The organism is Janibacter sp. LM (assembly GCF_039631275.1).
In the GTDB taxonomy this organism is placed as follows: domain Bacteria; phylum Actinomycetota; class Actinomycetes; order Actinomycetales; family Dermatophilaceae; genus Janibacter; species Janibacter terrae.
Genome location: NZ_JBDIVG010000016.1, coordinates 34,349 through 58,431, shown reverse-complemented (window position 1 = coordinate 58,431; position 24,083 = coordinate 34,349). Strand labels below are relative to the sequence as shown.

At 72.4% G+C, this 24,083-nt stretch carries 26 protein-coding genes; 23 read left to right on the top strand and 3 right to left on the bottom strand.

The annotated features are described in order from the left end of the window. Positions 1-76 precede the first annotated feature (76 nt). The 23 genes from ABC138_RS09845 to ABC138_RS09735 all read left to right on the top strand — a co-directional run bounded on the left by ABC138_RS09845 (position 77) and on the right by ABC138_RS09735 (position 21,136). The gene (locus ABC138_RS09845) at positions 77-775 is read left to right on the top strand and encodes a hypothetical protein (RefSeq protein WP_345913568.1); all 699 of its coding nucleotides are present in this window, start codon (positions 77-79) and stop codon (positions 773-775) included. After that, positions 772-1,524, top strand: a complete 753-nt coding sequence (locus ABC138_RS09840; RefSeq protein ID WP_345913567.1) for a hypothetical protein — start codon at positions 772-774, stop codon at positions 1,522-1,524. The genes ABC138_RS09845 and ABC138_RS09840 overlap by 4 nt, the downstream gene beginning before the upstream one ends. A gap of 45 nt (positions 1,525-1,569) precedes the next feature. Beyond that, positions 1,570-2,280 (top strand): hypothetical protein, encoded by a 711-nt coding sequence (locus tag ABC138_RS09835; RefSeq protein ID WP_345913566.1) that lies wholly within the window; start codon positions 1,570-1,572, stop codon positions 2,278-2,280. Then, positions 2,277-2,993 (top strand): hypothetical protein, encoded by a 717-nt coding sequence (locus tag ABC138_RS09830; protein ID WP_345913565.1) that lies wholly within the window; start codon positions 2,277-2,279, stop codon positions 2,991-2,993. Before ABC138_RS09835 ends, ABC138_RS09830 begins: the two co-directional genes overlap by 4 nt. After that, positions 2,990-3,724 carry a hypothetical protein gene (locus ABC138_RS09825; RefSeq protein WP_345913564.1) on the top strand — a complete coding sequence of 245 codons (735 nt, stop codon included), beginning with the start codon at positions 2,990-2,992 and terminating at the stop codon, positions 3,722-3,724. Before ABC138_RS09830 ends, ABC138_RS09825 begins: the two co-directional genes overlap by 4 nt. 48 nt (positions 3,725-3,772) lie before the next feature. Continuing rightward, a complete protein-coding gene (locus tag ABC138_RS09820) occupies positions 3,773-7,390 on the top strand; it encodes a transglutaminase family protein (RefSeq protein ID WP_345913562.1) in 3,618 nt (1,205 codons plus the stop codon). Between the two features lie 151 nt (positions 7,391-7,541). Continuing rightward, positions 7,542-8,621 carry a polyprenyl synthetase family protein gene (locus tag ABC138_RS09815; protein ID WP_345913561.1) on the top strand — a complete coding sequence of 360 codons (1,080 nt, stop codon included), beginning with the start codon at positions 7,542-7,544 and terminating at the stop codon, positions 8,619-8,621. A 56-nt stretch (positions 8,622-8,677) separates the two neighbouring features. Further along, on the top strand, positions 8,678-9,496 hold the full coding sequence (locus ABC138_RS09810) for a squalene/phytoene synthase family protein (protein WP_345913560.1): 819 nt from the start codon (positions 8,678-8,680) through the stop codon (positions 9,494-9,496). Next, the gene (crtI, locus tag ABC138_RS09805) at positions 9,493-11,112 is read left to right on the top strand and encodes a phytoene desaturase family protein (protein WP_345913559.1); all 1,620 of its coding nucleotides are present in this window, start codon (positions 9,493-9,495) and stop codon (positions 11,110-11,112) included. Before ABC138_RS09810 ends, crtI begins: the two co-directional genes overlap by 4 nt. Beyond that, entirely contained in the window at positions 11,109-11,441 is a 333-nt protein-coding gene (locus ABC138_RS09800) for a lycopene cyclase domain-containing protein (protein WP_345913558.1), read from the top strand. The genes crtI and ABC138_RS09800 overlap by 4 nt, the downstream gene beginning before the upstream one ends. Further along, positions 11,438-11,761 (top strand): lycopene cyclase domain-containing protein, encoded by a 324-nt coding sequence (locus ABC138_RS09795; protein WP_345913557.1) that lies wholly within the window; start codon positions 11,438-11,440, stop codon positions 11,759-11,761. Before ABC138_RS09800 ends, ABC138_RS09795 begins: the two co-directional genes overlap by 4 nt. After that, complete coding sequence (locus ABC138_RS09790) at positions 11,758-12,666, top strand: prenyltransferase (protein WP_345913555.1); 909 nt, start codon at positions 11,758-11,760, stop codon at positions 12,664-12,666. The genes ABC138_RS09795 and ABC138_RS09790 overlap by 4 nt, the downstream gene beginning before the upstream one ends. Then, positions 12,656-13,216: a hypothetical protein gene (locus ABC138_RS09785; protein ID WP_345913553.1), complete on the top strand. Its 561-nt coding sequence runs from the start codon at positions 12,656-12,658 to the stop codon at positions 13,214-13,216. The genes ABC138_RS09790 and ABC138_RS09785 overlap by 11 nt, the downstream gene beginning before the upstream one ends. Next, positions 13,209-13,973, top strand: a complete 765-nt coding sequence (locus tag ABC138_RS09780; protein WP_345913551.1) for a glycosyltransferase family A protein — start codon at positions 13,209-13,211, stop codon at positions 13,971-13,973. Before ABC138_RS09785 ends, ABC138_RS09780 begins: the two co-directional genes overlap by 8 nt. Further along, on the top strand, positions 13,963-14,559 hold the full coding sequence (gene idi / locus ABC138_RS09775; RefSeq protein ID WP_345913550.1) for an isopentenyl-diphosphate Delta-isomerase: 597 nt from the start codon (positions 13,963-13,965) through the stop codon (positions 14,557-14,559). The genes ABC138_RS09780 and idi overlap by 11 nt, the downstream gene beginning before the upstream one ends. Then, on the top strand, positions 14,556-15,374 hold the full coding sequence (locus tag ABC138_RS09770) for a UbiA family prenyltransferase (RefSeq protein WP_345913549.1): 819 nt from the start codon (positions 14,556-14,558) through the stop codon (positions 15,372-15,374). Before idi ends, ABC138_RS09770 begins: the two co-directional genes overlap by 4 nt. Continuing rightward, entirely contained in the window at positions 15,371-16,543 is a 1,173-nt protein-coding gene (locus tag ABC138_RS09765) for a geranylgeranyl reductase family protein (RefSeq protein WP_345913548.1), read from the top strand. The genes ABC138_RS09770 and ABC138_RS09765 overlap by 4 nt, the downstream gene beginning before the upstream one ends. A 1-nt stretch (position 16,544) precedes the next feature. Next, positions 16,545-17,624 (top strand): 3-oxoacyl-[acyl-carrier-protein] synthase III C-terminal domain-containing protein, encoded by a 1,080-nt coding sequence (locus ABC138_RS09760; protein ID WP_345913547.1) that lies wholly within the window; start codon positions 16,545-16,547, stop codon positions 17,622-17,624. Further along, positions 17,621-18,160 (top strand): isoprenylcysteine carboxyl methyltransferase family protein, encoded by a 540-nt coding sequence (locus tag ABC138_RS09755; RefSeq protein WP_345913546.1) that lies wholly within the window; start codon positions 17,621-17,623, stop codon positions 18,158-18,160. The genes ABC138_RS09760 and ABC138_RS09755 overlap by 4 nt, the downstream gene beginning before the upstream one ends. Continuing rightward, positions 18,153-19,181 carry an NAD(P)/FAD-dependent oxidoreductase gene (locus ABC138_RS09750; RefSeq protein WP_345913545.1) on the top strand — a complete coding sequence of 343 codons (1,029 nt, stop codon included), beginning with the start codon at positions 18,153-18,155 and terminating at the stop codon, positions 19,179-19,181. The genes ABC138_RS09755 and ABC138_RS09750 overlap by 8 nt, the downstream gene beginning before the upstream one ends. Before the next feature lie 56 nt (positions 19,182-19,237). Continuing rightward, on the top strand, positions 19,238-19,699 hold the full coding sequence (locus tag ABC138_RS09745) for a MarR family transcriptional regulator (RefSeq protein ID WP_345913544.1): 462 nt from the start codon (positions 19,238-19,240) through the stop codon (positions 19,697-19,699). Continuing rightward, the gene (locus tag ABC138_RS09740) at positions 19,696-20,118 is read left to right on the top strand and encodes an organic hydroperoxide resistance protein (RefSeq protein ID WP_345913543.1); all 423 of its coding nucleotides are present in this window, start codon (positions 19,696-19,698) and stop codon (positions 20,116-20,118) included. The genes ABC138_RS09745 and ABC138_RS09740 overlap by 4 nt, the downstream gene beginning before the upstream one ends. Positions 20,119-20,125: 7 nt before the next feature. Further along, positions 20,126-21,136 (top strand): NADP-dependent oxidoreductase, encoded by a 1,011-nt coding sequence (locus ABC138_RS09735; protein WP_345913542.1) that lies wholly within the window; start codon positions 20,126-20,128, stop codon positions 21,134-21,136. A 12-nt stretch (positions 21,137-21,148) separates the two neighbouring features. On the opposite strand, the gene ABC138_RS09730 is transcribed toward ABC138_RS09735, so the two are convergent. Genes ABC138_RS09730 through egtB form a run of 3 tightly spaced genes read right to left on the bottom strand, consistent with a single transcriptional unit; the run spans position 21,149 to position 24,026 of the window. Then, complete coding sequence (locus ABC138_RS09730; RefSeq protein ID WP_345913541.1) at positions 21,149-21,805, bottom strand: hypothetical protein; 657 nt, start codon at positions 21,803-21,805, stop codon at positions 21,149-21,151. Next, positions 21,802-22,779 (bottom strand): L-histidine N(alpha)-methyltransferase, encoded by a 978-nt coding sequence (egtD, locus tag ABC138_RS09725; RefSeq protein ID WP_345913540.1) that lies wholly within the window; start codon positions 22,777-22,779, stop codon positions 21,802-21,804. The genes ABC138_RS09730 and egtD overlap by 4 nt, the downstream gene beginning before the upstream one ends. Further along, entirely contained in the window at positions 22,776-24,026 is a 1,251-nt protein-coding gene (gene egtB, locus ABC138_RS09720) for an ergothioneine biosynthesis protein EgtB (protein WP_345913538.1), read from the bottom strand. Before egtB ends, egtD begins: the two co-directional genes overlap by 4 nt. Positions 24,027-24,083: the final 57 nt, after the last annotated feature.

Genomic DNA, 24,083 nt, shown 5'->3' with positions numbered 1-24,083 from the left:
GCACGCCCCGCGTGAGAACCTTGGGCCCGTGCGCCCATCGTCCCGACGCCCTTCCCCCCGTGCGACCGCCGTCACCGTGGCGACGCTCGTGCTGGGCCTGGCGGCGTGCGGCTCGGGCCCGGAGGCCCCACCGACGACGGTGACCGTCACGGCCTCCGCCGATGGCGCGGAGGCCCTCGACCAGCCGGAGCAGCAGCAGATCGACGCCGCCACGGCGCGACGGGTGCTGCCGACCATCAAGGACGCGCCCCGCGGCTTCGCCACGTGGACGACCAAGCTCACCGAGGGCGGGCAGACCTACGACCCGCAGGTGTGCGCGCACATCACCCTCGACGGCCCGCAGGAGCGCGACTTCCGCGACGCCCACCGCAAGGTCCGCGAGTACAGCCGCTTCACCAGCCCGCGCTCCGTCACCGACGAGTCGGTGACGACGATCGTCGAGTCCTACGACGAGCCCTACCCCCTCGAGTTCTTCGACAAGGCCGGCCAGTACCTCGCCGAGTGCGCCTCGTACACGACGACGCCTGACGACGGCGGCTCCTCGACGACCCGCACGACGCGGGCGATCAGCACCCCGAGCGTCGGCGACCGCTCCTTCGCCGTGCGCCTCACCTTCGGCGCGGGCGGGGAGGGGATCTCGGTCGACCGCCTCTACGTGCGCAGCGGCCACAACCTCGTCACCGTCTGGTACATCAAGGGCGGGGAGCCCTACGACGGCGCCGCCATGACGAAGTACGCAGAGAAGACCCTCGCCGAGCTGAAGAAGACGACATGACCTCTCGCACCCGAGCCACCCCCTTCGCGCTCACGGCCGTCGCCGCCCTCGCCCTGACCGCCTGCGGCGGCGACGCCCAGCCGGCCGCCTCGGGCACCTCGGGCGAGGTGACCCCGAGCAGCAGCGCCACGACGGTCGAGGAGCTCACCGCGCCGGAGCAGCAGCAGCTCACCGCGGCGGAGATCAAGCGGGCGCTGCCGACGCGTGAGGAGGCCCCGCGGGGCTTCGTCCAGGACACCAGCGGGTTCGACACCCGCCGGGCGAGCCAGCGCCGGGCCGACCCGCAGGCCTGCCTGGCCGTCTTCCTCGACACCCCGCAGATGCGCATCTGGAAGTCGGAGCACCTCGCCGACGGCGAGGGCGTGCGCTACACGCGCAACAGCGGCGAGGACGACTCGGTCGGCCAGCCGAGCATCTCCGTCGCGGTCTACAGCTACGACGAGGCCTTCCCGACGCGCTTCCTCGACGAGGCCGGTGCGGCCCTCGCCGACTGCGCGACCTTCCGCACGGCCGTCTCGCCCGGCTCCGAGATGAGCGACTGGTCCGCGACCAACATCCAGACGCCGGTCCTCGGCGAGCAGAGCCTCGGGGTGCGGGCGGGCTCGCGCGAGCTCGACTCCGCCATCGACTACCTCTGGGTGCGCAGCGGCCACAACCTCGTCCACGTGCGCATGCTCACCGGGTTCCGCGCGGACAACTCGGACATCCTCCAGGAGTACGCCGAGGGCGTCCTCGACGACCTGGCGTGAACCGACGACGAGCCGGACGACAAGCCTGACGACAGGGGAGCAGACATGGGGACACCACGCACCGTCCGAGGGATCGGCCTGGTCGCCGCCCTCGCCGTCGTCACCGCCGGGTGCGTCCCCGGCATCGGCGGCGAGGACCCGGCGAGCTCGACCCCGCCGCCGGTCGGCCACGGCCGGCTGAGCGAGGAGCAGGCCGCCTCGGTGCTGCCGGGTGACGAGCAGATGCCGTCCGGGTTCCGCCGCGACACCGTCGAGCAGGAGACGAGCGGCGACGACCCCCAGGCGACGGCCTACCCCGCCACCTGCCTCGACGTGCGCCTCGCCGGTGACGTCGGCAAGGACCTGCGCACGCACCGCACGGCCCGCGTGAAGCGCGCCTGGGCCGGGGAGGTCGGCGGGTCGCTGACGGTGACCGTCTCGAGCCACGACGTCGCCGTCCCGACGCAGCTCTTCGACGACGCCGGCTCCGCGCAGGGGGAGTGCGCCACCTTCCAGCTCATCGACGAGTCCGGCACGTCCTCGTGGAAGCTCAGCCCCGTGACCTTCCCGCCGCTCGGTGAGCGGACCTACTCCATGCGCGTCGAGTCGACGACCGAGGGCGATGTCTTCAAGGGAGGCGTCGTGCAGGTCGCCGGCATCTCCGTCGGCCACAACCTCGTCCACGTCGTCTACGCGGCCGGTCCCGGCTCGAGGTACGACTCGCGGGTCGTCGAGACGGTGGCCCGCACGACCGTCGACAACCTCGAGGCCCTGTGAGACCCCTCCGCCCCGCCGCGGCGCTCGCCGCGCTCACCCTCGTCCTCCCCGGCTGCGGCCTCGTCGACGACCCGCAGCCCGCGGAGGACCTCGGGACGCTCACGGGGGCCGGTCGACCGCTGGACGAAGGGGGCCTGCGCAGCGCCCTCCCGTCCCCCGGCGACCTCGGCGACGGGTGGGGCGCGGACCCCGCCGGCACGCTCTTCGAGACGCGGGCCGCCGAGGTCACCCCGTCCTCGTGCGCCCCGCTCGTGCTCAAGGGGCCCGGCTGGGACGAGGTGCAGGAGACGAGCCGCGGGCGGGCCCAGGCCAACTTCGCCGCGAGCGACAACCAGCCCCCGCCGGGCACGCAGCGCCGCCACGTCGCGGTGTGGGCCTACTCCTACGACGAGCCGTACCCGGTGCGGCTCTTCGACGAGGCGGGCGCCGAGGTCGCGGACTGCTCGCAGTTCAGCATCGTGCAGCGCGACACCGGCAACAGCAGCGCGTACGAGGCCGACGCGCTGACCTTCCCCGCGCTCGGCGACCGCACCCTCGCCCTGCGGCTCACGATCCACCAGACGATGGAGACGCTCACCATGGACTTCGTCGCCGTCAAGGTCGGTCACAACACCTTCACGGTCGTGAACGGCACGTACAACGGCACCCCCGACACCGCGCTCACCGAGCGCACCGCCCGCGCGACCCTCGACGGGCTCGAGGAGGAGTCGTGAGGATCCTGCCCGCGACCGTCGCCGCGCTCACCTGCCTGGTGCTCTCGGGGTGCGTGACCCCCTTCGCCCCCGAGCGGACGCCCACCGCACCGTCCACGACGTCGACCTCGCCCGTGCCGCCACCCGACCCCGGGCTCGAGCGGGCCGGCCGCGAGCTCACCCGCGACGAGGCCGAGGCCGCGCTGCCCCCGCTGCCGAAGGGCGCGACCGAGCAGCCCTCCGACACCGGCGCCGAGCAGCGCACCTCCGACCCGGCCGAGTGCGTCGACGTCCTGCGCCTCGGCTGGCACTACCGCAACCTGCGGCAGCAGCGGGCGAGCCAGGCCAACCTCAGCTGGTCCGAGGGCACGGGCGACGCCCTGCGCACCATGTCGGTCAGCATCACCTCGGTGACGCGCCCGGTCGGCCCCGGCATCCTCACCGCGGCGGGCGAGGCGGCGGGCGGCTGCGCCACCTTCTCGCTCTACGGCCGGGACGAGCTCGGTGACTTCGACCTGCGGCTGCTCACCGAGCCACGCACCATCTCCCCGGTCGGCGAGCAGGCCTTCGCGGTGCGGGTGACGACCTTCGACCGCGTGGGCGGGAAGACCACCCGGGTCCACATCGACCAGATGAGCTACCGCGTCGGCCACAACCTCGTGACGGTCCAGCAGGTCGGCACCGACGAGTCCCTGACGATGGAGCCCGTCGAGCAGCTGGCCGCCGACGTCCTCGCCCGTCTCGAGCAGTAGCCGCGTCACCCGCACGCGTGCCGGCAGCGGGCGACCTAGAGTGGCGACGTGACCATCCGCGTAGCCCTCGAGCACCGCACCTCCTACGAGTTCTCCGAGCCGGTCCGGGTCTACCCGCACACCATCCGGCTCCGGCCGGCCCCGCACTCGCGCACGCCGATCCCGAGCTACTCCCTGCGCATCGAGCCCGAGGGCCACTTCCTCAACTGGCAGCAGGACCCCTTCGGCAACTGGCTCGCGCGCGTCGTCTTCCCCGAGCCGGTCGCCCGGCTCGAGATCACCGTCGACCTCGTCGCGGACATGACGGTCATCAACCCCTTCGACTTCTTCGTCGAGGACTGGGCGGCGACCTACCCCTTCGCCTACCCGGAGCAGCTGCGCAACGACCTCGCGCCGTACCTCACCCCGGTGGACGACGGGGGCGAAGGGAGCGGACCGGCGCCGGGCGTGAGCGCCTGGCTGGAGGAGCGGCTGCCGTCGCTGCTCACCGCCCCGCGGGACGCGGCCGCCGGGGAGGGCACGCGGATCGTCGACTTCGTCGTCGCGCTCAACCGCGCGATCCGGGAGAGCGTCGACTACACCGTGCGTCTCGAGCCGGGCGTGCAGACGCCGCAGCACACGCTCGACCGGGGCATCGGCTCCTGCCGCGACAGCGCCTGGCTGCTCGTCTCCGCGCTGCGCCAGCTCGGGCTCGCGGCGCGCTTCGTCTCGGGCTACCTCGTGCAGCTGACCGCCGACCTGAGCGCCGTCGGCGACGACAGCCTCAACGGCCCCGCGCAGGACTTCACCGACCTGCACGCGTGGGCCGAGGTCTACATCCCCGGCGCCGGCTGGGTCGGGCTCGACGCGACCTCCGGCCTGCTCTGCGGCGAGGGGCACATCCCGCTCTCGTGCACCCCGCACCCGACCTCCGCGGCGCCGATCAGCGGCGCGACGGCTCCGACCGACGTCACCTTCGGCTTCAGCAACACCGTGACCCGGATCGCCGAGGACCCGCGCGTCACCAGGCCGGTCTCCGAGGACGACTGGGCCCGGATCAACGCGCTCGGTGCGGCCGTCGACGGCCTGCTCGCCGACGGTGACGTGCGCCTGACGATGGGTGGCGAGCCCACCTTCGTCGCGGCCGGCGGCACCAAGGACCCGCAGTGGCACACCGCCGCCGACGGCGAGGAGAAGCGACAGCTCGCCATGGCCCTCGCCCGCCGCCTGTCGGGGCCGGGCACGCTGCGCCACCACGGCCAGGGCAAGTGGTACCCGGGCGAGCCGCTCCCGCGCTGGCAGATCGCACTGGCCTCCCGGGCCGACGGGGAGCCCCTGTGGCGCGACCCCGACCTGCTCGACGACCCGTGGGGGCCGGCCCGCGAGTCGTCCGACGCCCCCGAGGCCGTGGGGGCCGCGCGCGACCTGGCCCTCGGCATCGCCCGCCGGCTCGGCGTCCCGCCGGAGCAGCTCGTCCCGGCCGTGGAGGACCCGCTCCAGCGGCTCGTGCTCGAGGCCCGCCGCCCGGACGGCGCGGCGCCGACCCCCGGTGACCTCGCGCCCGACGCCGAGGAGGTCTCCGACGAGGCCCGGCGCGCGGCCGCCCTCGCGGCCGTCGACACCGAGGCCGACCCGGACACCCCGGCCGCGTGGGTCCTGCCGATCTTCCCCGCGCCCGACGGCGAGGGCTGGGCGACGACGACCTGGCGCACCCGGCGCGGCTTCCTCGCCCTGGTGCCCGGCGACTCCCCCGCCGGCCTGCGGCTGCCGTTGTCCTCGATCTCGTGGACGGAGGGACCGACGACACCGGAGCGCTCCCCCTTCGAGCCCCGCGGAGCGCTGCCCGCGCTCGACCCGGCCGCGCTGGAGCCGGTCGACGTCCCGCCCGCCCGCGTCCTGCCGATCGACGAGGCGCCGCGCACGGCGCTCGCCGTGCAGCACCGCGACGGCCACCTCTTCGTCTTCCTGCCGCCCGTCGAGGCCTTCGAGGACGCGCTCGAGATCGTCAGCGCGGTCGAGGGCGCGGCCGCTGAGGTCGGACACCCGGTCGTGCTCGAGGGCTACCCCCTGCCCGGTGACGACCGCGTCCGCACGATGTCGGTGACGCCCGACCCCGGCGTCATCGAGGTCAACGTGACCCCGACCGCCTCGTGGCCCGAGCTCGTCGAGCAGACCGAGGGCCTCTACGAGCACGCCCGCCAGATCCACCTGTCGACGGAGAAGTTCGACCTCGACGGCTCGCACACCGGCACCGGCGGCGGCAACCACCTGACGCTCGGCGGCCCGACCGCGGCCGACAGCCCGATGCTGCGCCGCCCCGACCTGCTGCGCTCGCTCGTCACCTACTGGCAGCACCACCCGGCCCTCAGCTACCTCTTCTCCGGGCGCTTCATCGGCCCGACCTCGCAGGCGCCACGCGTCGACGAGGGCCGGGCGGACACGCTCTACGAGCTCGAGATCGCCTTCGCGCAGCTCGAGCACGTCATCGCGATGGAGCACGACGAGAGCGCGATCACCGACCCGCTCGACGAGGACCACCGGGCCAGGCGCGGCACCCGCCCCTGGCTCGCCGACCGGCTGCTGCGCCACCTGCTCACCGACATCACGGGCAACACGCACCGGGCCGAGTTCTGCATCGACAAGCTCTTCGCCCCCGGCACGGAGCGCGGGCGTCTCGGGCTGCTCGAGATGCGCGGCTTCGAGATGCCGCCGCACCCGCGGATGGCGCTGCTCCAGGCGCTCCTCGTGCGCTCCCTCGTCGCCCGCTTCTGGGTCGAGCCGTACACCGCGCCCCTCGTGCACTGGGGCACCCGGCTGCACGACCGTTACCTCCTGCCCGCCTTCGTCGCCGCCGACCTGCGCGATGTCATCGACGACGTCAACCGCTACCTCGAGCGTGTCGGCGCCGGACGGATCGACCCGGCGTGGTTCGACGCCTTCCTCGAGTTCCGCTTCCCGCGGCTCGGCGACACGGTCATCTCCGGCGTAGAGCTCGAGCTGCGCACGGCGATCGAGCCGTGGCACGTGCTCGGCGAGGAGGTCAGCCAGTTCGGCACCGCGCGCTACGTCGACTCCTCGGTCGAGAAGGTCCAGGTCCGCGCCGTCGGCCTCGTCGAGGGCCGGCACGTCGTCACGTGCAACGGCGTCCCCGTGCCCATGGTCCCCGTCGCCGAGCAGGGCTGGGGTGGACCCGTCGGGGCGAAGGGGAGCACCGGCGCCTTCGTCGGCGGCGTCCGCTACCGCGCCTGGGCTCCCCCGTCGGCGCTGCACCCGACGATCGGCGTGCACGGTCCGCTGACCTTCGACCTCGTCGACCGGTGGTCCGGCCGCTCCCTCGGCGGCTTCACCCACCACGTCACCCACCCCGGCGGCGTGGCCTACGACAGCTTCCCCGTCAACGCCGCCTCCGCGGAGTCACGCCGGGCAGCCCGCTTCGTGGTCGGTGACCACACCCCCGGGCCGATCGACCTGTCGACCCTGCCCGACCCACGCTCCGCGCTCAGCCCGGCCGTCACCGACTACCCGGTCACCCTGGACCTGCGGCGCTTCCCGGGGACCGACCGCGCACCCGGCACGCAGGACGAGTTCGCCACCCCGCCGACCGACAGCCTGGACGCGGGCATGCCGCCCGGCGATGGCGTGCCCGTCGTCGAGACGAGCGCCGAGGGACCCGCCCGGCTCGGGTGAACCTCCCGATCGCGCGGTGTGCGACTGGCCGCGGTGGGCCCACGTGGGTCCAAGCCTCCGCGGGCACTCCACCTGTGAGATGTTTTCCAAAGGCAGCAGGGGGTAGGCGACATGCTCGCGCGGACCCCACCATCGACGAGACGGAGTCGGCATGGCCACTGACCACTCGCGACAGGCGAGATTCGTCGCCACCGGTCGAGCCCAGGTGGTTGATGAGCACGACCAGGCACTGTGGGATGCACTGATCGCACAGGTGATGGGCGGCAAGGGCTTTCGCCCTCTCGTGCTCGAGCGGACCTATCAGGCGCTGGGTGGTCGACACCACCAGGTCGCCCGCGCGGCTGCTGATGCGGTCGAGCTCCTGCACACCGCCTTCGTCGTCCATGACGACGTCATCGACGGTGACGACCGTCGACGGGGTCAGCCCAACGTCGGTGGGATCTTCGCCGAACGTGCCGCCGCTGTCGGGGCCAGCGCCGACAAGGCTCGTCGGTACGGCAACTCGGCGGGCATCCTCGCAGGGGACCTGGCGCTGGCTGGCGCCGTGCGTGGCATGGCACTGTGCGGAGCCCCACCGGGTGTCGTGGCCCGGCTCTTGGACCTGGTCGAGGAGGTGCTGCACCGCAGCGCTGCCGGTGAGCTCGCGGACGTCCGGGTCAGCCTGACCGCCGACGCGTCGCTCAGCGCGGCTCTGCAGGTCGCCGAGTGGAAGACCGCTGCCTACACCTTCCAGCTTCCGCTCCAGGCCGCGGCGATCCTCGCCGAGGCCGATGATGCGGTCCTGGCCGTCCTGGGACGGATCGGTCGGCAGCTGGGCATCGCCTACCAGCTGAGCGATGACCTGCAGGGGGTCTTCGGGACGCAGGAGGAGACCGGCAAGGACCCGCTCGGGGACCTGCGGGAGGGCAAGAGCACCGCACTGATCGCCATCGCTCGCTCGAGTCGTCACTGGGCCGAGCTGGCTCCGCACATCGGCGACCCCGGTCTGACGGTCGGCGACGCACGGCGGGCCCGAGAGCTCTTGGTCGCCTGCGGCGCCAGGCGTGCGGTCGATCTTCTCGTGCAGGAGCACCGAGAGGCGGCCGTCGTCGCGGCCACCACCTTGCCCTCCCCCGTGGCGGACACCTTGATCGGCATCATCGATCTTCTCGTCCCGGCGCCGCGCCGGGAGAGCAGGTCGTCGAGCAACGACCTGGCCGACGCGTCCGTGACCGGAGCCGGGGTCCCATGATGTTCCTGGACCCCGGACCGCGTCGTGCTCGCAGGAGTGCACGACCCTCCTACGACGTGGCGGCCCGCGCCAGCGCTGGTGTCGTCATCGGTCACTACTCGACCTCCTTCGGGTGGGCGACGCGGCTCCTGCACGAACCCGTGCGAAGTCATGTGCGCTGCATCTATGCCTTGGTGCGCGTGGCCGACGAGCTGGTGGATGACGAGCGACAGGCATGGTCGCAGAGCCAGCGTGCGCGACTGCTGGACGACCTGCAGGACCAGACCACGAGGGCACTCGAGACCGGGGGCAGCGCCAACCTCATCGTCCATGCCTTCGCCCTCACCGCCGTGGAGCACGGGATCGATGCCGACTTGATCGACCCGTTCTTCGATGCCATGCGGGCCGACCTGTCCGTCCAGCAGCACGACGAGCAGAGCCTCGCCCGCTACGTCCACGGCTCGGCAGAGGTCGTGGGCCTGATGTGTCTGCGGGTCTTCACCGGGAACGACGAACGCTCCTACGACCAGCTGGCGGAGGGTGCCCAACGACTGGGCGCCGCATTCCAGAAGATCAACTTCGTACGCGACCTCCACAACGACCAGCACCTCTTGGGTCGAACGTACTTCGCCGGGGTCGACGTCAGCACCTTCACCGACCGCGAGCGCGATCTGCTGCTCGACGACATCGACGCCGACCTGGCGGCTGCAGCCGAGACGATCGAGCACCTGCCCCCGAGCAGCAGACGCGCCGTGCACGCCGCCCATGCACTCTTTGCCGCCCTGTCGGCCCGGCTACGCGCCACCCCGGCCGCCGACATCACTCGGGAGCGGGTGCGGGTCCCGGACGTGGTCAAGGCGCGGATCATCGCGCAGAGCGTGGTGGCGGCCAGATGAGGGTCTCGGTGATAGGTGGCGGTATCGCCGGGCTCGCCGCGTCAGCGCTCCTGGCGGCGGACGGGCACGACGTCGACCTCTTCGAGCAGCAGCCCGTCCTGGGTGGTCGGGCCGGTTCGCACAGCGCCGCCGGTTTTCGCTTCGACACCGGCCCGTCGTGGTATCTCATGCCGGAGGTCTTCGACCACTTCTTCCGTCTGCTCGGCACCTCCGCCCAGGAGCAGCTTGACCTGCGCGTCCTGGACCCGGCCTACCGGGTGTTCTTCGAAGGCGATGGCCAGACCCCCAGGCCCCAGCTCGACATCCGTCGGGAGACGGCGCTCAACATCGCCACCTTCGACCGGATCGAGCCGGGTGCCGGCGATGCGCTCGCCGAGTACATCGCCTCCGGGACGCAGGCCCACGATCTCGCGATACGCCACTTCCTGTACACCAGCTTCACCTCACCCCTGGGGCTGGCCCATCCTGCAGTCCTGCGCCGTCTCCCGACGCTGCTGCCCCTGCTGGCCAGGTCCCTCGAGGGGTTCATCGCCTCGCGGTTCCGGGACGAGCGACTACGCCAGGTCCTCGGCTACCCCGCTGTCTTCCTGGGGTCCTCCCCGGATCGCGCCCCGGGCCTCTACCACCTGATGAGCGCCCTCGACCTGACCGGAGGGGTCATGTACCCCCAGGGTGGGTTCACCCGCCTCATCGCGACCGTCGCCGACCTGGCCGCCGACCACGGGGTACGGATCCGCACCAGCGCCACCGTGACCGAGGTGACGACCGCACCCTCGCAGGGCGTCGCAGCGAGATGGGGCCGACGCCCCCGGGCCAAGGTCACCGGGGTGCACTGGCGCGACGTGCACGGGCACGAGCACCACCACGAGGCCGAGGTCGTCGTCGGGGCCGGTGACCTTCACCATCTGGAGACCCAGCTCCTGACGAAGCGGCTGCGGACATATCCGCAGCGGTACTGGGACCGGCGCACCAGCGGCCCCGGCGCAGTGCTGGTGATGCTCGGCGTGCGCGGAGAACTGCCCCAGCTGCCACACCACTCCCTCTTCTTCACGCGAGACTGGCGCGCCAACTTCGACGCGATCTTCGGGGGGCGGGTTCCTCGTCCCGCCTCCGTCTACGTCTGCAAACCGTCCGCCACCGACACCTCGGTCGCCCCTGCCGGCCACGAAAACCTCTTCGTCCTCGTCCCGGTGCCGGCAGACCCGTCGCTCGGCCGAGGCGGGGAGGACGGTCTCGGCGACCGGGACGTCGAGGCGATCGCCGATGAGGCCATCGACCAGATCGCGCAATGGGCCAGGATCCCTGACCTGGCGGAGCGCATCGTGGTGCGTCGCACCATCGGTCCAGGTGACTTCGCGACCGATCTGCTCGCGTGGCGGGGCGGCATGCTCGGGCCCAGCCACACCCTTCGCCAGAGCGCGCTCTGGCGCACCCGCAACCGGTCCCGGCGCATCGACGGCCTCTACTACGCCGGGTCCAGCACGATCCCGGGCATCGGCCTCCCGATGTGCCTCATCAGCGCGGAGCTGGTGCTCAAGCACCTGCGCGGCGACACCTCGAGCGGCCCCTCACCGACGCCGCAGACGTCGGCCCGCCGGGACGGGGTGCCATCGTGATCGCCGTGTCCTATGCCCTGACGCTTCTTGTCACCACCGGCTGCATGGCCCTGCTCGACGCTCGCTTCGGCCTCGTCCTGTGGTCCGATCGGCGGCGCGCACTCGTCACCCTCGCTGGGGGCATCGCCTTCTTCCTGCTGTGGGACGTCCTGGCCATCTCGCGCGGCTTCTACCACCGAGGGGACAGCCCGGCGATGAGCGGGGTGCTGCTCGCCCCCGAGCTGCCGGTCGAGGAGCTGCTCTTCATCACCTTCCTCTGCTACACCACCTTGGTGCTGCACGCCCTGGTGGCAGGTGTCCTCCGACGTGCGGGGCGGGATTCACGGTGACGTATGCCGATCTGGCAGCAGGCTTCGTCGTCGGGGCAGCCGCGATCGCGATCGTCGCGACGATCCGGCGTCGCCTCTCCGCCCGGTGGTGGCTGACGACCGGCCTGACGATCTCGGTGCTCGTGCTCCTCACGATCGTCTTCGACAGCCTGATGATCATCGCCGACCTGTTCCGCTTCGACGCGGATTCCCTCGTGGGAGTGCGGTTGTGGCGTGCTCCCATCGAGGACCTTGCGTGGCCGGTGGCCGCTGGCCTGCTCCTTCCAGCGCTGCGCGAGCTGCTGGCACCAGACCGAGACCCCGCGGAGCCGGGGCGATGACGGCCTCTCCATCCGTGACCGGCGACCCGAGGGCATCCGTGCCCACGGTCCTGCGACAGCTGCTCGGCTCGTCGCGGCCAGTGAGCTGGATCAACACGGCCTATCCCTTCGCGGCCGCCTACCTGCTGGCCGGGGGCGGAGTCACCCCCATCCTCCTGATCGGCACGATCTGGTTCCTCGTCCCGTACAACCTGCTGATGTACGGCATCAACGACGTCTTCGACTACGAGTCCGATCTGCGCAACCCGCGCAAGGGCGGCATCGAAGGGATCGTGCTCGCCCGTCGCTGGCACCGGGTCATCCTGTGGGCGGCCACGCTGACCAACCTCCCCTTCGTGCTCCTTCTCCTCGCCTGGGGTGACGGCCGGTCCGCGATGGTGCTGGCTGTCAGCGTCGGCGCCGTCATCGCCTACTCGGCCCCCGCGTTGCGCTTCAAGGAACGTCCCGGGCTCGACTCGATCACCTCCAGCACCCACTTCGTCAGCCCGGCCGTGCTCGGGCTGACCCTGGCAGGGGCCACCTTCACGCCCGGCGTGCTCGCCGCCCTGGCGGCCTTCTTCGTGTGGGGGATGGCCTCGCACGCCTTCGGTGCCGTCCAGGACATCCGCGCCGACCGCACCGCAGGCATCGCCTCCGTGGCAACCGCGCTCGGGGCGGCAGGCACGGTGCGGGTGGCCTTCCTCGGCTACCTCGCGGCCGGCCTCCTCCTCCTCCCCACCGGGTGGCCCATGGCCCTGGCCGGTGCACTCGCGCTTCCCTACGCGGCCAGCACCGCGGCCTTCCTCAACCTGTCGGACGAGGAGTGCGAGCGCGCCAACGCGGGCTGGCGCCGGTTCATCTGGCTCAACCTGCTCACCGGGTTCCTGCTGACCCAGCTCTTCATCTGGATCAGCCGTGCCTCCTGAGCTCGACGTCCACGGGCCCCGCTGGGCCCGGGTGACCACCCACGCCTCGGCCGTGGCCGGCCTGCTGTCCCTCGTGGCCGCCTTCTGGTGGGGAGCGACCATCGTCGCCCTCTTCGCGCTCGTCCTGCTGGGTCTGACGGTGGCACGGGTGGGGAGCCTCCCCGGCGTCCTGCAGGCCGTGACCGGGCCGACGATCCTCTTCGCGGCCTGGGCTGCCACCCTCGGCTGGTACGCGGCCCTCCCCCTGCTCGACCTCCCGACCCATGCCGTCGCGACGGGGCTGCTGTCCGTCATCATCCTGGGCTTCCTGCGCCGCCTCGGGGTGCTGCCCACCACCCCCTCGCGGTCCGGGACGGTCCTGATGACCCTCGCCCTCGGTGCGCTGCTCGGAGTGCTGTGGGAGCTCGGTGAGTGGGCGGGTCACACGTGGCTCGACGACGCCATCAACGTCGGCTACGACGACACCATGGGCGACCTCCTTGCGGGCACCCTCGGGTCGGCCTGCGCCGGGGTGGCGCTGAGCGGCGTGGGGAGGCACGAGCATGACTGACGTCAGTGTGGTCATCCCGGTACGTGACGACGCCCTGCAGCTCCGCCGCTGTCTGTCGGCACTGGCCGAGCAGACGATGACTCCGCTCGAGATCATCGTCGTGGACAACGCATCCACCGACGACTCAGCGGCCGTGGCGCGAGAGTTCGGTGCCCGGGTGGTGACGGAACCCGTCGTCGGTGTCCCCGCCGCGGCCGCCACGGGGTACGACGCGGCCATGGGCTCGGTCATCGCCCGACTGGACGCCGACTCACTCCCTTCGGCGGACTGGGTCTGGCAGGTCGCCACCGCCCTGGAGCGCCGGCCGGGGGCGGTGGCCGTCACCGGCGTCGGTGTCTTCCACGACGGGCCGCGGGGCCTGCGGCTGCTGCTCTCGGTCGCCTACCTGGGCAGCTACTACCTCCTCGGTGCCGCAGCCGCCGGCCATCACGTGCTGTGGGGTTCCTCTATGGCGGTGCGCCGGAGCGCGTGGCAGCAGGCGAGCGGAAGGGTGCATCGCGACGACCGCGAGCTGCACGATGACATGGATCTGGCCCTGGTGCTGGGCCCGGCCGCGAAGATCTGCCTGGTGCGCTCGCTCACCGTCGGAGTGTCAGCACGGTCCCTGCGCGGAGCCGCACAACGCCGCCGGCGCCTCGTCCGAGCGCTGCGCACCCTGCGCATCAACTGGCGCGACGCTCCACCGTGGCAACGGTGGGCGGTCACGCTGGGGCTGTCCGGCCCAGACCCGACCCGGGAGATCCCAGATGACGCATGACACCGGTTCGCCGAGCCCGGCACCGCCGGACGAGGTCGTCCTGCTCGACGACGACGGCACCCCGACGGGCACCGCGCCCCGCGCCAGCGTCCACAGCGAGAGCACGCCACTCCACCTGGCCTTCTCCTGCTACCTCCACGACGACTCCGGGCGCGTGCTGCTCACCCGCCGGGCCCTGGTCAAACGCACCTGGCCGGGGGTGTGGACCAACTCCTTCTGCGGCCACCCGCGCCCGGACGAGGCGCTGGAGGACGCGGTCCGTCGCCATGCGGAGCACGAGCTCGGTCTCCGCATCCACGACGTGCATCCCCTGCTGCCCCACTTCCGCTACCGGGCCGTGGATGCCTCCGGCACCGTCGAGAACGAGGTGTGCCCGGTCTTCACCGCCCGCACCCGGGAGCGGCCGCGCCCCAACGCCGACGAGGTGATGGATCTGCGGTGGGTGGCGCCCGGGGAGCTGGCCGCCGCCGCGCGGGCAGCCCCATGGGCGCTCAGTCCGTGGATGCTGGAGCAGCTCGCGACGGCGGCCGACCGCCGGATCGACACCCTGGGTCACGTGTCGGACCTTTATGCGTCGACGCCATGAGGGCCGGTCCGACGAGGGCCCGTCCCGTGGCGCTGGTCCGCGCCTGCCACCCCGGCCCCACCCTGGCGGTGACGGCGCTGGCGGCGGCCTTCGCCGTCTCCACGCAGCACCCCGCGCCGCGGGTGGCCTTGCTCGCGGCCGCGGTCCTTGCCGGGCAGCTGTCCATCGGGTGGGGCAATGACCTGCTCGACGTCCGTCGTGACCGCACCGTCGGCAGGGCCGACAAGCCGCTGGCCACCGGCGAGCTGAGCGAGGCGACCGTTCAGGTGGCCTGCTTCGTGGCCATCGCGGCCACGGTGGGACTCTCCCTGGCCTGCGGCGCGGTCGCGGGGATGGTACATCTGGGCTGTGTCGCGGCGGGCTGGGCGTACAACCTCGGGGTGAAGGCCACCGTGCTGTCATGGATGCCCTATGCCGTGGCCTTCGGCGGTCTGCCGGTCTTCGTCGCGCTCGCCGCCCCCGGAGCCGGCCCACCGCCGGGATGGATCCCGGTCGGCGGCGCACTCCTTGGTGTCGGGGCGCACCTGGTCAACGTCCTACCCGACCTCTCTGACGACGAGGCCACCGGTGTCCGCGGACTGGCGCACCGGATCGGTCACCGCGCGGCGTCGCTCCTGGCCGTGGTCAGCCTCAGCGCGGCGACGCTCGTCATCACCCTGGGCACCAACGCGGTGCCGGCCGCGGTACTGACCCTCGCCCTGCTGGCCGTCGCCGTCCTCGCGGCCACTGCGCTCCTCGCGCGCGGGCGGTCACCGTTCCGGGCAGCGATCGGCATCGCGGTCATCGACGTGCTGCTTCTGGTGCTGGCCCGATGACCGCGGAGACGTGGGACCTGGTGGTCGTCGGGGCCGGCCCGGCCGGTGCCACCGCCGCCATGGGCGCGCTGGCACGCCGGCCCGACGCCCGGGTGCTGCTGCTGGATCGGGAGCGCTTCCCCCGGGACAAGAGCTGCGGCGACGGCATCGCCCCTCACGTGCTCGACGTCCTGCGGCCCCTCGGCGCCGGTGGTGTGGTCGATGGGTGGGAACCGCTGCAGCATCTCGAGCTCTCCCGAGGCCCTCACGCCGTCCGCGGCCGGATGGCCCGTCCGGTCTGGGTCGTCCCGCGGCAGGTCTTCGACGCTCGCTTGGTGGAACATGCCGTCGCCGCGGGTGCCGTCCTGGGGCACCATCGGGTGCGCCGGGTACGTACCGATGACTCCGTCGTCCTCCTCGACGAGGAGATCCGAGCCCGGGTCGTCGTGGCGGCCGACGGCGCCCACTCCGCGGTCCGTTGCGCCCTCGGTGGCGATCGCAGCGGTCGGCTGGCTCTCGCCATCCGTGGTTATGCCCCGACCCGTCCGGACCGGGTCGGCCGCCAGGTGATCCGGTACGGCGACGGGGAGGTCCAGCCCTCCTACGCCTGGGCCTTCGACCGCGGTGACGGCCTGTCCAACGTCGGCTACGGGGAGCTGCTCGGTGAGGGTCGCCCCCCTTCGCGTCGGTGGTTGCTCGAGCAGCTGGAGCAGCTGATCCCCGGCACGGTGGAGCACGGCGAGAACTGGCGTGGTCATCACCTGCCGCTCTCGGGCTGGGGGTGGGGGCGGGAGCAGCCCGATGGCACTGTGCTCTACGCCGGGGACGCCGCGAGACTGGTCAACCCGATGACCGGTGAGGGCATCTTCTACGCCGTGGCCACGGGTGCGCTCGCGGGCACCGCCGCCATGGCCGGCCTCGACGGCGAGCCGGGGGCAGCGGGGGCCCGGTACCGGGCGGCGGTGAGGGGTGCGCTCGGCCAGCACCTGCGGCACACCTGCCTGGCGGCCCGTCTGACCCGACGGCCCGCGGTCGTCGAGGCCGGGATCATCGGCGCGGCCCGCGACCAGCGCACCTTCGACGACCTCGTCGAGCTCGGGCTGGGTGACGGGCGGCTGACGCCTCGTCTGGTCGTCTCGCTCGGGGACGCACTCCTGCGCCACCAGATCATTCCGACGAAAGGCCCTTGACGTGTCAACCACCCGAATCCTCGCCGTGCGCGGGACTCTGCCCGCGCACCGACACTCCCAGGCCGAGATCACGGACGCCTTCGCGGAAGTCATCACCCGCGGCCGCACGGACCAAGCGGTTCTGCGACGGCTGCACGCCAACGCCGGCGTGGAGCACCGCAACCTGGTCCTGCCGCTCACCGACTACGGGCTCCTGGAGAACTTCGGCCAGGCCAACGACCTCTTCCTCGAGCACGCGGTCGACCTCGGCGCCCGAGCCCTCGAGGAGGCCCTCGTCGCCTCGGGACTGACGGTCGGGGACGTCGACCTCATCGCCTGCGCGACGGTGACGGGCTTGGCGATCCCGACGCTGGACGCGCGGATCGCTGCCCGTCTCGGGCTGCGGCCGGACGTGCGGCGGATGCCTCTCGTCGGTCTCGGGTGCGTGGCCGGCGCGGCCGGCATCGCCCGACTCAACGACTATCTCGTGGGGCACCCCGGGGACATCGCGGTCCTGGTCACCGTCGAGCTGTGCTCGCTGACCGTGCAGCGCGACGACACCTCGACGGCCAACCTCGTCGCGAGTGGCCTGTTCGGAGACGGCGCCGCTGCCGTGGTCGCCCGGGGAGGCCCCGGTGAGCATGCCGCCGTCGAGGTCCTCGACAACCGCAGCCGGCTCTACCCGGACTCCGAGCGCACCATGGGATTCGACGTGGGCCACACGGGGCTGCGGATCGTGCTCGACGCACAGGTCCCCGCGATCGTCGGTCGCTACATCGGCGAGGACGTCGACGCCTTCCTCGCCGATCACGAGATGACCCGCGAGGACATCGGCTGGTGGGTCTGCCACCCCGGCGGTCCCAAGGTCATCGACGCCCTGTGCGACACCCTCGGCCTCAGCGAGCACGATGTGGCGCTGACCCGTGAGTCGCTCGCCAGGATCGGCAACCTGTCCTCCGCCTCGGTCCTGCACGTGCTCGCCGACACCCTGCGCTCGCGTCCCCCCGCTCCCGGCAGCCACGGACTGCTCATGGCACTCGGACCGGGCTTCTGCTCCGAGCTGGTCCTGCTGCGCGCGCCCGGGTCCGGGGTCCAGCGATGACCACGCTCACCGCCTTCGTCGTGCTGGTCGCGTTGGTCGCGCTCGAGCGTGTGGCCGAGATGGTGGTGTCCCGGCGCAATGCCGCGTGGAGCTTCGCTCGCGGCGGGCGCGAGACCGGCCGCGGCCACTACCCGGTGATGGTCGTGCTGCACACCGCCTTCCTCGTCGCCATGCTCGTCGAGGCGGTGGTCCGCCGGCCCGAGGTGGCTCCGGCGCTGGCCTGGTCGATGCTGGCTCTCGTCGTGCTCGCCCAGGCCCTGCGCTGGTGGTGCATCGCCACGCTGGGCCCTCGCTGGAACACCAGGGTGATCGTCGTGCCTGGTCTGCCCCCGGTCCGCAGCGGCCCCTACCGCTTCCTGTCGCACCCGAACTACGTGGCCGTGGTCATCGAGGGCATCGCGCTCCCGCTGGTGCACGCCTCCTGGATCACGGCGGTGTCCTTCACCGTCCTCAACGCCGCCCTCCTGACCGTGCGACTGCGGGTCGAGGACTCCGCGCTCGCATCCCTGCCCAGCAGGCGGCCCGCCGATGCGTGACCTGCTGGTCGCCGGCGGGGGACCGGTCGGGCTGGCCAGCGCGCTGTACGCCGCCCGTGACGGTCTCGACGTCGGTGTCCGCGAGCCCCGGGCCGGGGTCATCGACAAGGCGTGCGGCGAGGGCCTGATGCCGCCGGCCGTGGCCGCGCTGCGCGACCTCGACGTGCGTCCCCACGGCCACCCGATCGACGGGATCCGTTACGTCGACGGTGACCGGTCGGCAGAGGCGCGGTTTCGCCGCGGAAGCGGACTGGGTGTGCGGCGCACCGTGCTGCACTCCGCCCTGCTCGGGCGCACCACCGAAGTCGGGATCGACGTGGAGCACCGTCCGGTGCGCGAGATCGTCGACCGCGGCGATCACCTACTCGTCGACGGGGAGCCGACCCGGTACCTCATCGCGGCAGACGGCCTCCACTCGTCCGTGCGCCGGCTGCTCGACCTGGACGCGCCGCCGAGCCGTCACCGCCGCCACGGACTGAGGTGTCATGTCGAGGTCGCGCCGTGGACCCCCTTCGTCGAGGTGCACTGGGCCGACATCGGCGAGGCCTACGTGACGCCGGTGGATGGCGACCGCATCGGCGTCGCCGTCCTCACCACGGCGCGCCGACCGCTGGATGACCTGCTCACCAACTTCCCCGTCCTCGCGGACCGGATCAGCGGACACGCCCGGTCGCGCACCCGAGGTGCCGGCCCCCTACGTCAGCGCTCCCGGCGCAGGGTGGCCGGCCGGGTCCTCCTGGTCGGGGACGCAGCGGGATACGTCGACGCGCTCACCGGAGAGGGCATCGCATCCGGGCTGGCGCAGGCCCGCGCTGCCGTGGCAGCCATCGGGGACGAGCGGACCGAGCGGTACGAGCACGAGTGGCGTCGGCTCTGCCGACGGCACGACCTGCTGACCGGTGGCCTGGTGCTGGCCACGAGCATCCGGCCGGTCCGCCGACGGATCGTGCGTGCGGCCACCTCGATGCCCAGGGTCTTCGACGCGGCCGTCGACCAGTTGGCACGACCGGCACGTCCGTGAGGTCGGCCGGACACAGTCGATTGTGCGCAATTTAATTGTGTGCAATGCTTCTTGCCATGCAGGAGACCCATCGGCTCGACCATCAGGTCTGCTTCGCCCTCTACTCGGCGGCGCGGGCGGCCACCTCGGCATACCGCGACTCCCTCGACGAGATCGGGCTGACGTACACCCAGTACGTCACGCTCCTCGCCCTGTGGGAGCAGGACGGGCGCACCGTCTCCGACCTGGGCGAGGCCCTGAGCCTGGACAGCGGCACCCTCTCCCCTCTCCTGACGAGGATGGCGGCACGAGGACTCGTGGAGCGTCGACGCACGGGGCAGGACGCCCGTCGCGTGACGATCCACCTGACCGACGCCGGCAACGACCTCGAGACGCAGGTCGCCTCGATCCAGCGCCGCCTCTACGAGACGGTCGACCTCGACCCCGAGGAGCTGGCCACCCTGCGCGACCTGGCCCAGCGCTTCTGCGCATCGGCGGCCGAGATCACCCACCCTGACACCCAAGGAGCACCACGATGAAGACCATCTACACCGCAGAGGCGCTGGCCACCGGCGCCGGTCGCGACGGCCACGGCCGCAGCGCCGACGGACGGCTCGACCTCGACCTCGCGGTCCCGCAGGAGATGGGCGGGTCCGGCAACGGGACCAACCCCGAGCAGCTCTTCGCCGTCGGTTACGCCGCGTGCTTCCACTCCGCGCTCCAGCTGGTCGCCAAGCAGGCGAGGGCCGACGTCACCGACTCGGCCGTCGGTGCCCGCGTGCACATCGGGCCGAATGACGACGGGGGCTTCCAGCTCGCCGTCGAGCTCGAGGTCACCCTGCCGCACCTCGACGCCGAGGTCGCCCAGCAGCTCGCCGACCGCGCCCACGAGGTGTGCCCCTACTCCAACGCCACCCGCGGCAACATCGACGTGACCGTCACGGTCACGCAGGACTGAGGACCACATGAGCACCACTCCCACGACCACCCGTCAGATCGTCCTCGCCTCGCGCCCGACCGGGGCGCCGACGAGCGACAACTTCCGCCTCGAGAGCGTCGACCTGCCCGAGCTAGCCGACGGCCAGGTCCTCGTGCGCAATGTCGTCATGTCCGTCGACCCGTACATGCGCGGTCGGATGAACGACGCGAAGTCCTATGTCGCGCCCTTCCAGGTCGACGCCCCACTCGATGGCGGCGCGGTGGGTGAGGTCATCGCCTCACGCTCCGACGACATCGCCGTCGGCCAGCACGTCCTGCACGGGCTCGGCTGGCGCGAGCACGCGATCCTGACTGCGGCCAAGGTGTCGGTCATCGACACCGAGGTCGCGCCGGCCTCCGCCTACCTCGGGGTCCTCGGGATGCCCGGCCTGACCGCCTACGTGGGCCTGACCGCGGTCGCCGAGATGCGCGAGGGAGACACCGTCTTCGTCTCGGGTGCGGCCGGGGCCGTCGGCCAGGTGGCCGGGCAGATCGCCAAGGCCCTCGGTGCCGCCAAGGTCATCGGCTCGGCAGGCACACCCGCCAAGGTCGCCCGCGCCCTCGAGCTCGGCTACGACGAGGCCTTCGACTACAAGACGGCGCCCGTCAGCGAGGGGCTGCGCGCCGCGGCTCCCGATGGCATCGACGTCTACTTCGACAATGTCGGCGGTGACCACCTCGAGGCGGCGATCTCCTCCCTTCGCCTCCATGGACGGGTCGCGATGTGCGGCGCCATCTCCCAGTACAACGCGACCGACCCCGCGCCCGGGCCGCGCAACCTCTTCCAGGCCATCGGCAAGGGGCTGACGCTGCGCGGCTTCATCGTCGGCCAGTACCCACAGCTCGCCGCCGAGTACCGCGAGCGCGCCGCCGGTTGGCTGGCCGAGGGCCGGCTGCAGGGCGACGAGACCTTCCGCGACGGGCTCGATGGTGCCCCCCAGGCCTTCATGGACCTCCTCCAGGGCGCCAACACCGGCAAGATGCTCGTTCACCTCTGACCGGCTCCCCGCTCAGGTGGTCCCGCTACGACCGGCGGCGGGACCACCCGGCGCACCGGAGGGCCGCGCCACCGTCGTCGTCACCCGCGTGAGCGCGGGTGCGGCAGGGGTGGAGCTGAAGCCGAAGCGCGGCGGCGGGCTCACCGCCCGGAGGCCACCGAGGGGCTCGCCCTCCCAGGTGCCGTCGAGCCAGGTCACGTGGTGCTGGTCGTGCGCGCCGTAGTACTCGCGGCGCCCACCGCCCGCGCTGCCGACCGTGCGCACGCCCGGCAGCAGGCGCCTGGCGATCGGGTCGGCGAGGTGTGCGAAGGCCCGGCTGCGACCGATGCGGTCCGGCACGGGCCGCAGGAGTCGGCCGACGGCCGTGCGCCCACCCAGCTCGACGCGGCACCGCAACGGTCCCGCGTCGAGCCGCCACTCGTGCTCGTCGGTGGCGAGGGTCACCGGGCAGAGGCGGACCTCGTCGAAGGAGTAGGTCGCAGCGACGTAGTCCGCGACGGCAGCGTCCGGCGCGACCAGTATTCGCCGGTCATCGGCCGTCGCGACCATGACGTCGGTGAAGGATCCGAGCGGTGAGCTCGACCAGTCACCGATGACCAGCCGCACCCCGCTGCTGCTGCCCGCACCGAGGATGCGGCCACGGAACCGGTCGAGCACGGTGGAGGTCACGGCACGCTCGGAGGGTCCACGACCCGCGCCAGCGTGAGCGAGAAGTCTCCCGCCCCGTCGGTCCATCCTGCGACGGGCTGGAGGCCGTGACCAGCCAGCTCTTCGCGCAGCTCGCCCGGGTCGAACTTGCGGGAGATCTCGGTGCGCAGGTGATCCCCCTTCGACAGCTGCCAGGTGCGTCCGATGCCGGTGAATTCCGCCTCGACGTCGCGGACCGCCCGCAGCCGCATCTCGATGCGCGAGGACCCCTCGTCCCAGACGGCCTCGTGCTCGAAGTCCCCGCGCCGCAGGCCCGTGACCGGAGTCAGGCGGTCGATGACCTCGATGAGATTGAGGTTGAACTCCGCAGTGACCCCGGCGCCATCGTCATAGGCGGCCACCAGCCGGGCGGCGTCCTTGACGAGGTCCGCGCCGAGGAGGAAGTGGTCGCCCGGAGCCAAGGCAGAGCGCACCATCCGCAGGAAGCTCGCGCGCTCGTCCTCGGTGAAGTTGCCGATCGTCCCGCCGAGGAAGAGCAGCAGCCGCTCTCCGTCCGCACCGGCCAGCGGCGGCAGGTGGTGGAAGTCGGCGACGGCCGGCTCGACCGCGAGCGTGGGGTACTCCCTCTGCAGCTGCTCGGCGGTCTCCAGGAGCACCTCGCTGCTGATGTCCAGCGGCGCATACGTGGCAGGCCGGCCACCAGCGGTGAGCTCATCGAGCAGGACCCTGGTCTTGGCGGAGGTCCCGGCCCCGAGCTCGTGGACACTGCTGGCGTCCGTGACCTCGATGATCTGCGCGCTGCGCTGCTGCAGGATCTCGCGCTCAGCCCGCGTCGGGTAGTACTCCGGCAAGGAGGTGATCTGGTCGAAGAGCCGGCTGCCCCGCTCGTCGTAGAACCACCGCGGCGGCAGCGTGGGCGGATCTGCCCAGAAGCCCTCGCGCAGGTCCTCCTCGAGCTCGTGGCGCTGGTCGGTCTGCTGCTGCGTGCTGGTCATCGGGCGAGCCGCAGGCCGGAGAAGGCCCATCGGGAGGCTGCGGGGAAGAAGTTGCGGTAGGTCGTGCGCGGGTGCTGCGGGGGCGTGATCGCCGAGGCTCCGCGCAGGACGTGCTGGTCGTTCATGAACTTGCCGTTGTACTCGCCCACCGCGCCCGGCGCCGTCTCGAAGCCGGGGTAGGGCACGTACGCGCTCGCCGTCCACTCCCAGACGTCGCCGACGGTCACCTCGGCCGCGCGAAGGGGGTGGCAGCGCTCCGGGTCGAGCAGCCCCCCGCGCACCTCGCGCCCGCTCGCGGCCCGCGCCTCCCACTCCTGCTCGGTGGGCAGGCGGTGGCCGGCCCAGCGGGCGAACGCGTCGGCCTCGAAGAAGGAGACGTGGCACACCGGCTCGGCGGCGACCACCGGTCGACGGCCGGAGAGGGTGAAGGTGGTCCACCCCCCGTCGTCGTCCTCGCGCCAGTAGCCCGGCGCGCGCCACCCGGCGGCCTGCACGCTCGCCCACCCGTCGGAGAGCCACAGGTCGGGGCGCGCGTAGCCGCCGTCGCCGATGAACTCGAGCCACTCGGCGTTGGTGACCTGACGGGCGCCGATCTCGACGTCCTCGAGCCACACCCGGTGGCGCGGGCGCTCGTTGTCGAAGGCGAAGCCCGCACCGTCGTCACCGACGTGGGTCACCCCGCCCGGGACGTGGGTCCAGCGCAGCGGGTCGGGGGCGGTCGCCGGGTCCGCGTCCGGGGCCCGCTCGACGTAGACCGGTTGCAGGACATTGCCCGACAGCAGGTGCTTGAGGTCCATGAGGAGCAGCTCCTGGTGCTGCTCCTCGTGGTGGCAGCCGAGCTCGACGAGGGCGACCTGCGCCTCCTCGAGCGTGCCCGCCTCGAGCCGCTCGGCCACCTGCTGCTCGACATCGGCCCGGTAGGCCGCGACCTCCGCGACGCCGGGGCGGGTCACGTGGCCACGGGCGGCGCGGGGGTGCCGCTCGCCCACCGCCTCGTAGTAGCTGTTGAAGAGGTACCGGAAGGCAGGGTCGCGCGGCCGGTAGCCGGGATCGGCGCCGAGGACGAACTCCTCGAAGAACCACGTCGTGTGGGCGCGGTGCCACTTCGCCGGGCTCGCCTCGGTCATCGACTGCGGGGTCTGGTCCTCGGGGCTGAGGTCACGGGTCAGCCGGTCGGTCCGCTCACGGACGCTGCGGAAGCGTTCGAGCAGCGACGTGACGTCTGCGCGTGGGGCGGTTGTGGTCATGCTGTCCTCCATGCGACGGGGGTTGACGACCACCGCCGGGCACCGGGAGATGTGGAG

Coding starts and splice junctions, on each gene's coding strand:
- ABC138_RS09840 (WP_345913567.1), top strand. CDS start 772: ATGACCTCTCGCACCCGAGCCACCCCCTTCGCGCTCACGGCCGTCGCC.
- ABC138_RS09835 (WP_345913566.1), top strand. CDS start 1,570: ATGGGGACACCACGCACCGTCCGAGGGATCGGCCTGGTCGCCGCCCTC.
- ABC138_RS09815 (WP_345913561.1), top strand. CDS start 7,542: ATGGCCACTGACCACTCGCGACAGGCGAGATTCGTCGCCACCGGTCGA.
- crtI (WP_345913559.1), top strand. CDS start 9,493: ATGAGGGTCTCGGTGATAGGTGGCGGTATCGCCGGGCTCGCCGCGTCA.
- ABC138_RS09790 (WP_345913555.1), top strand. CDS start 11,758: ATGACGGCCTCTCCATCCGTGACCGGCGACCCGAGGGCATCCGTGCCC.
- ABC138_RS09780 (WP_345913551.1), top strand. CDS start 13,209: ATGACTGACGTCAGTGTGGTCATCCCGGTACGTGACGACGCCCTGCAG.
- idi (WP_345913550.1), top strand. CDS start 13,963: ATGACGCATGACACCGGTTCGCCGAGCCCGGCACCGCCGGACGAGGTC.
- ABC138_RS09770 (WP_345913549.1), top strand. CDS start 14,556: ATGAGGGCCGGTCCGACGAGGGCCCGTCCCGTGGCGCTGGTCCGCGCC.
- ABC138_RS09765 (WP_345913548.1), top strand. CDS start 15,371: ATGACCGCGGAGACGTGGGACCTGGTGGTCGTCGGGGCCGGCCCGGCC.
- ABC138_RS09755 (WP_345913546.1), top strand. CDS start 17,621: ATGACCACGCTCACCGCCTTCGTCGTGCTGGTCGCGTTGGTCGCGCTC.
- ABC138_RS09750 (WP_345913545.1), top strand. CDS start 18,153: ATGCGTGACCTGCTGGTCGCCGGCGGGGGACCGGTCGGGCTGGCCAGC.
- ABC138_RS09745 (WP_345913544.1), top strand. CDS start 19,238: ATGCAGGAGACCCATCGGCTCGACCATCAGGTCTGCTTCGCCCTCTAC.
- ABC138_RS09740 (WP_345913543.1), top strand. CDS start 19,696: ATGAAGACCATCTACACCGCAGAGGCGCTGGCCACCGGCGCCGGTCGC.
- ABC138_RS09735 (WP_345913542.1), top strand. CDS start 20,126: ATGAGCACCACTCCCACGACCACCCGTCAGATCGTCCTCGCCTCGCGC.
- egtD (WP_345913540.1), bottom strand. CDS start 22,779: ATGACCAGCACGCAGCAGCAGACCGACCAGCGCCACGAGCTCGAGGAG.
- egtB (WP_345913538.1), bottom strand. CDS start 24,026: ATGACCACAACCGCCCCACGCGCAGACGTCACGTCGCTGCTCGAACGC.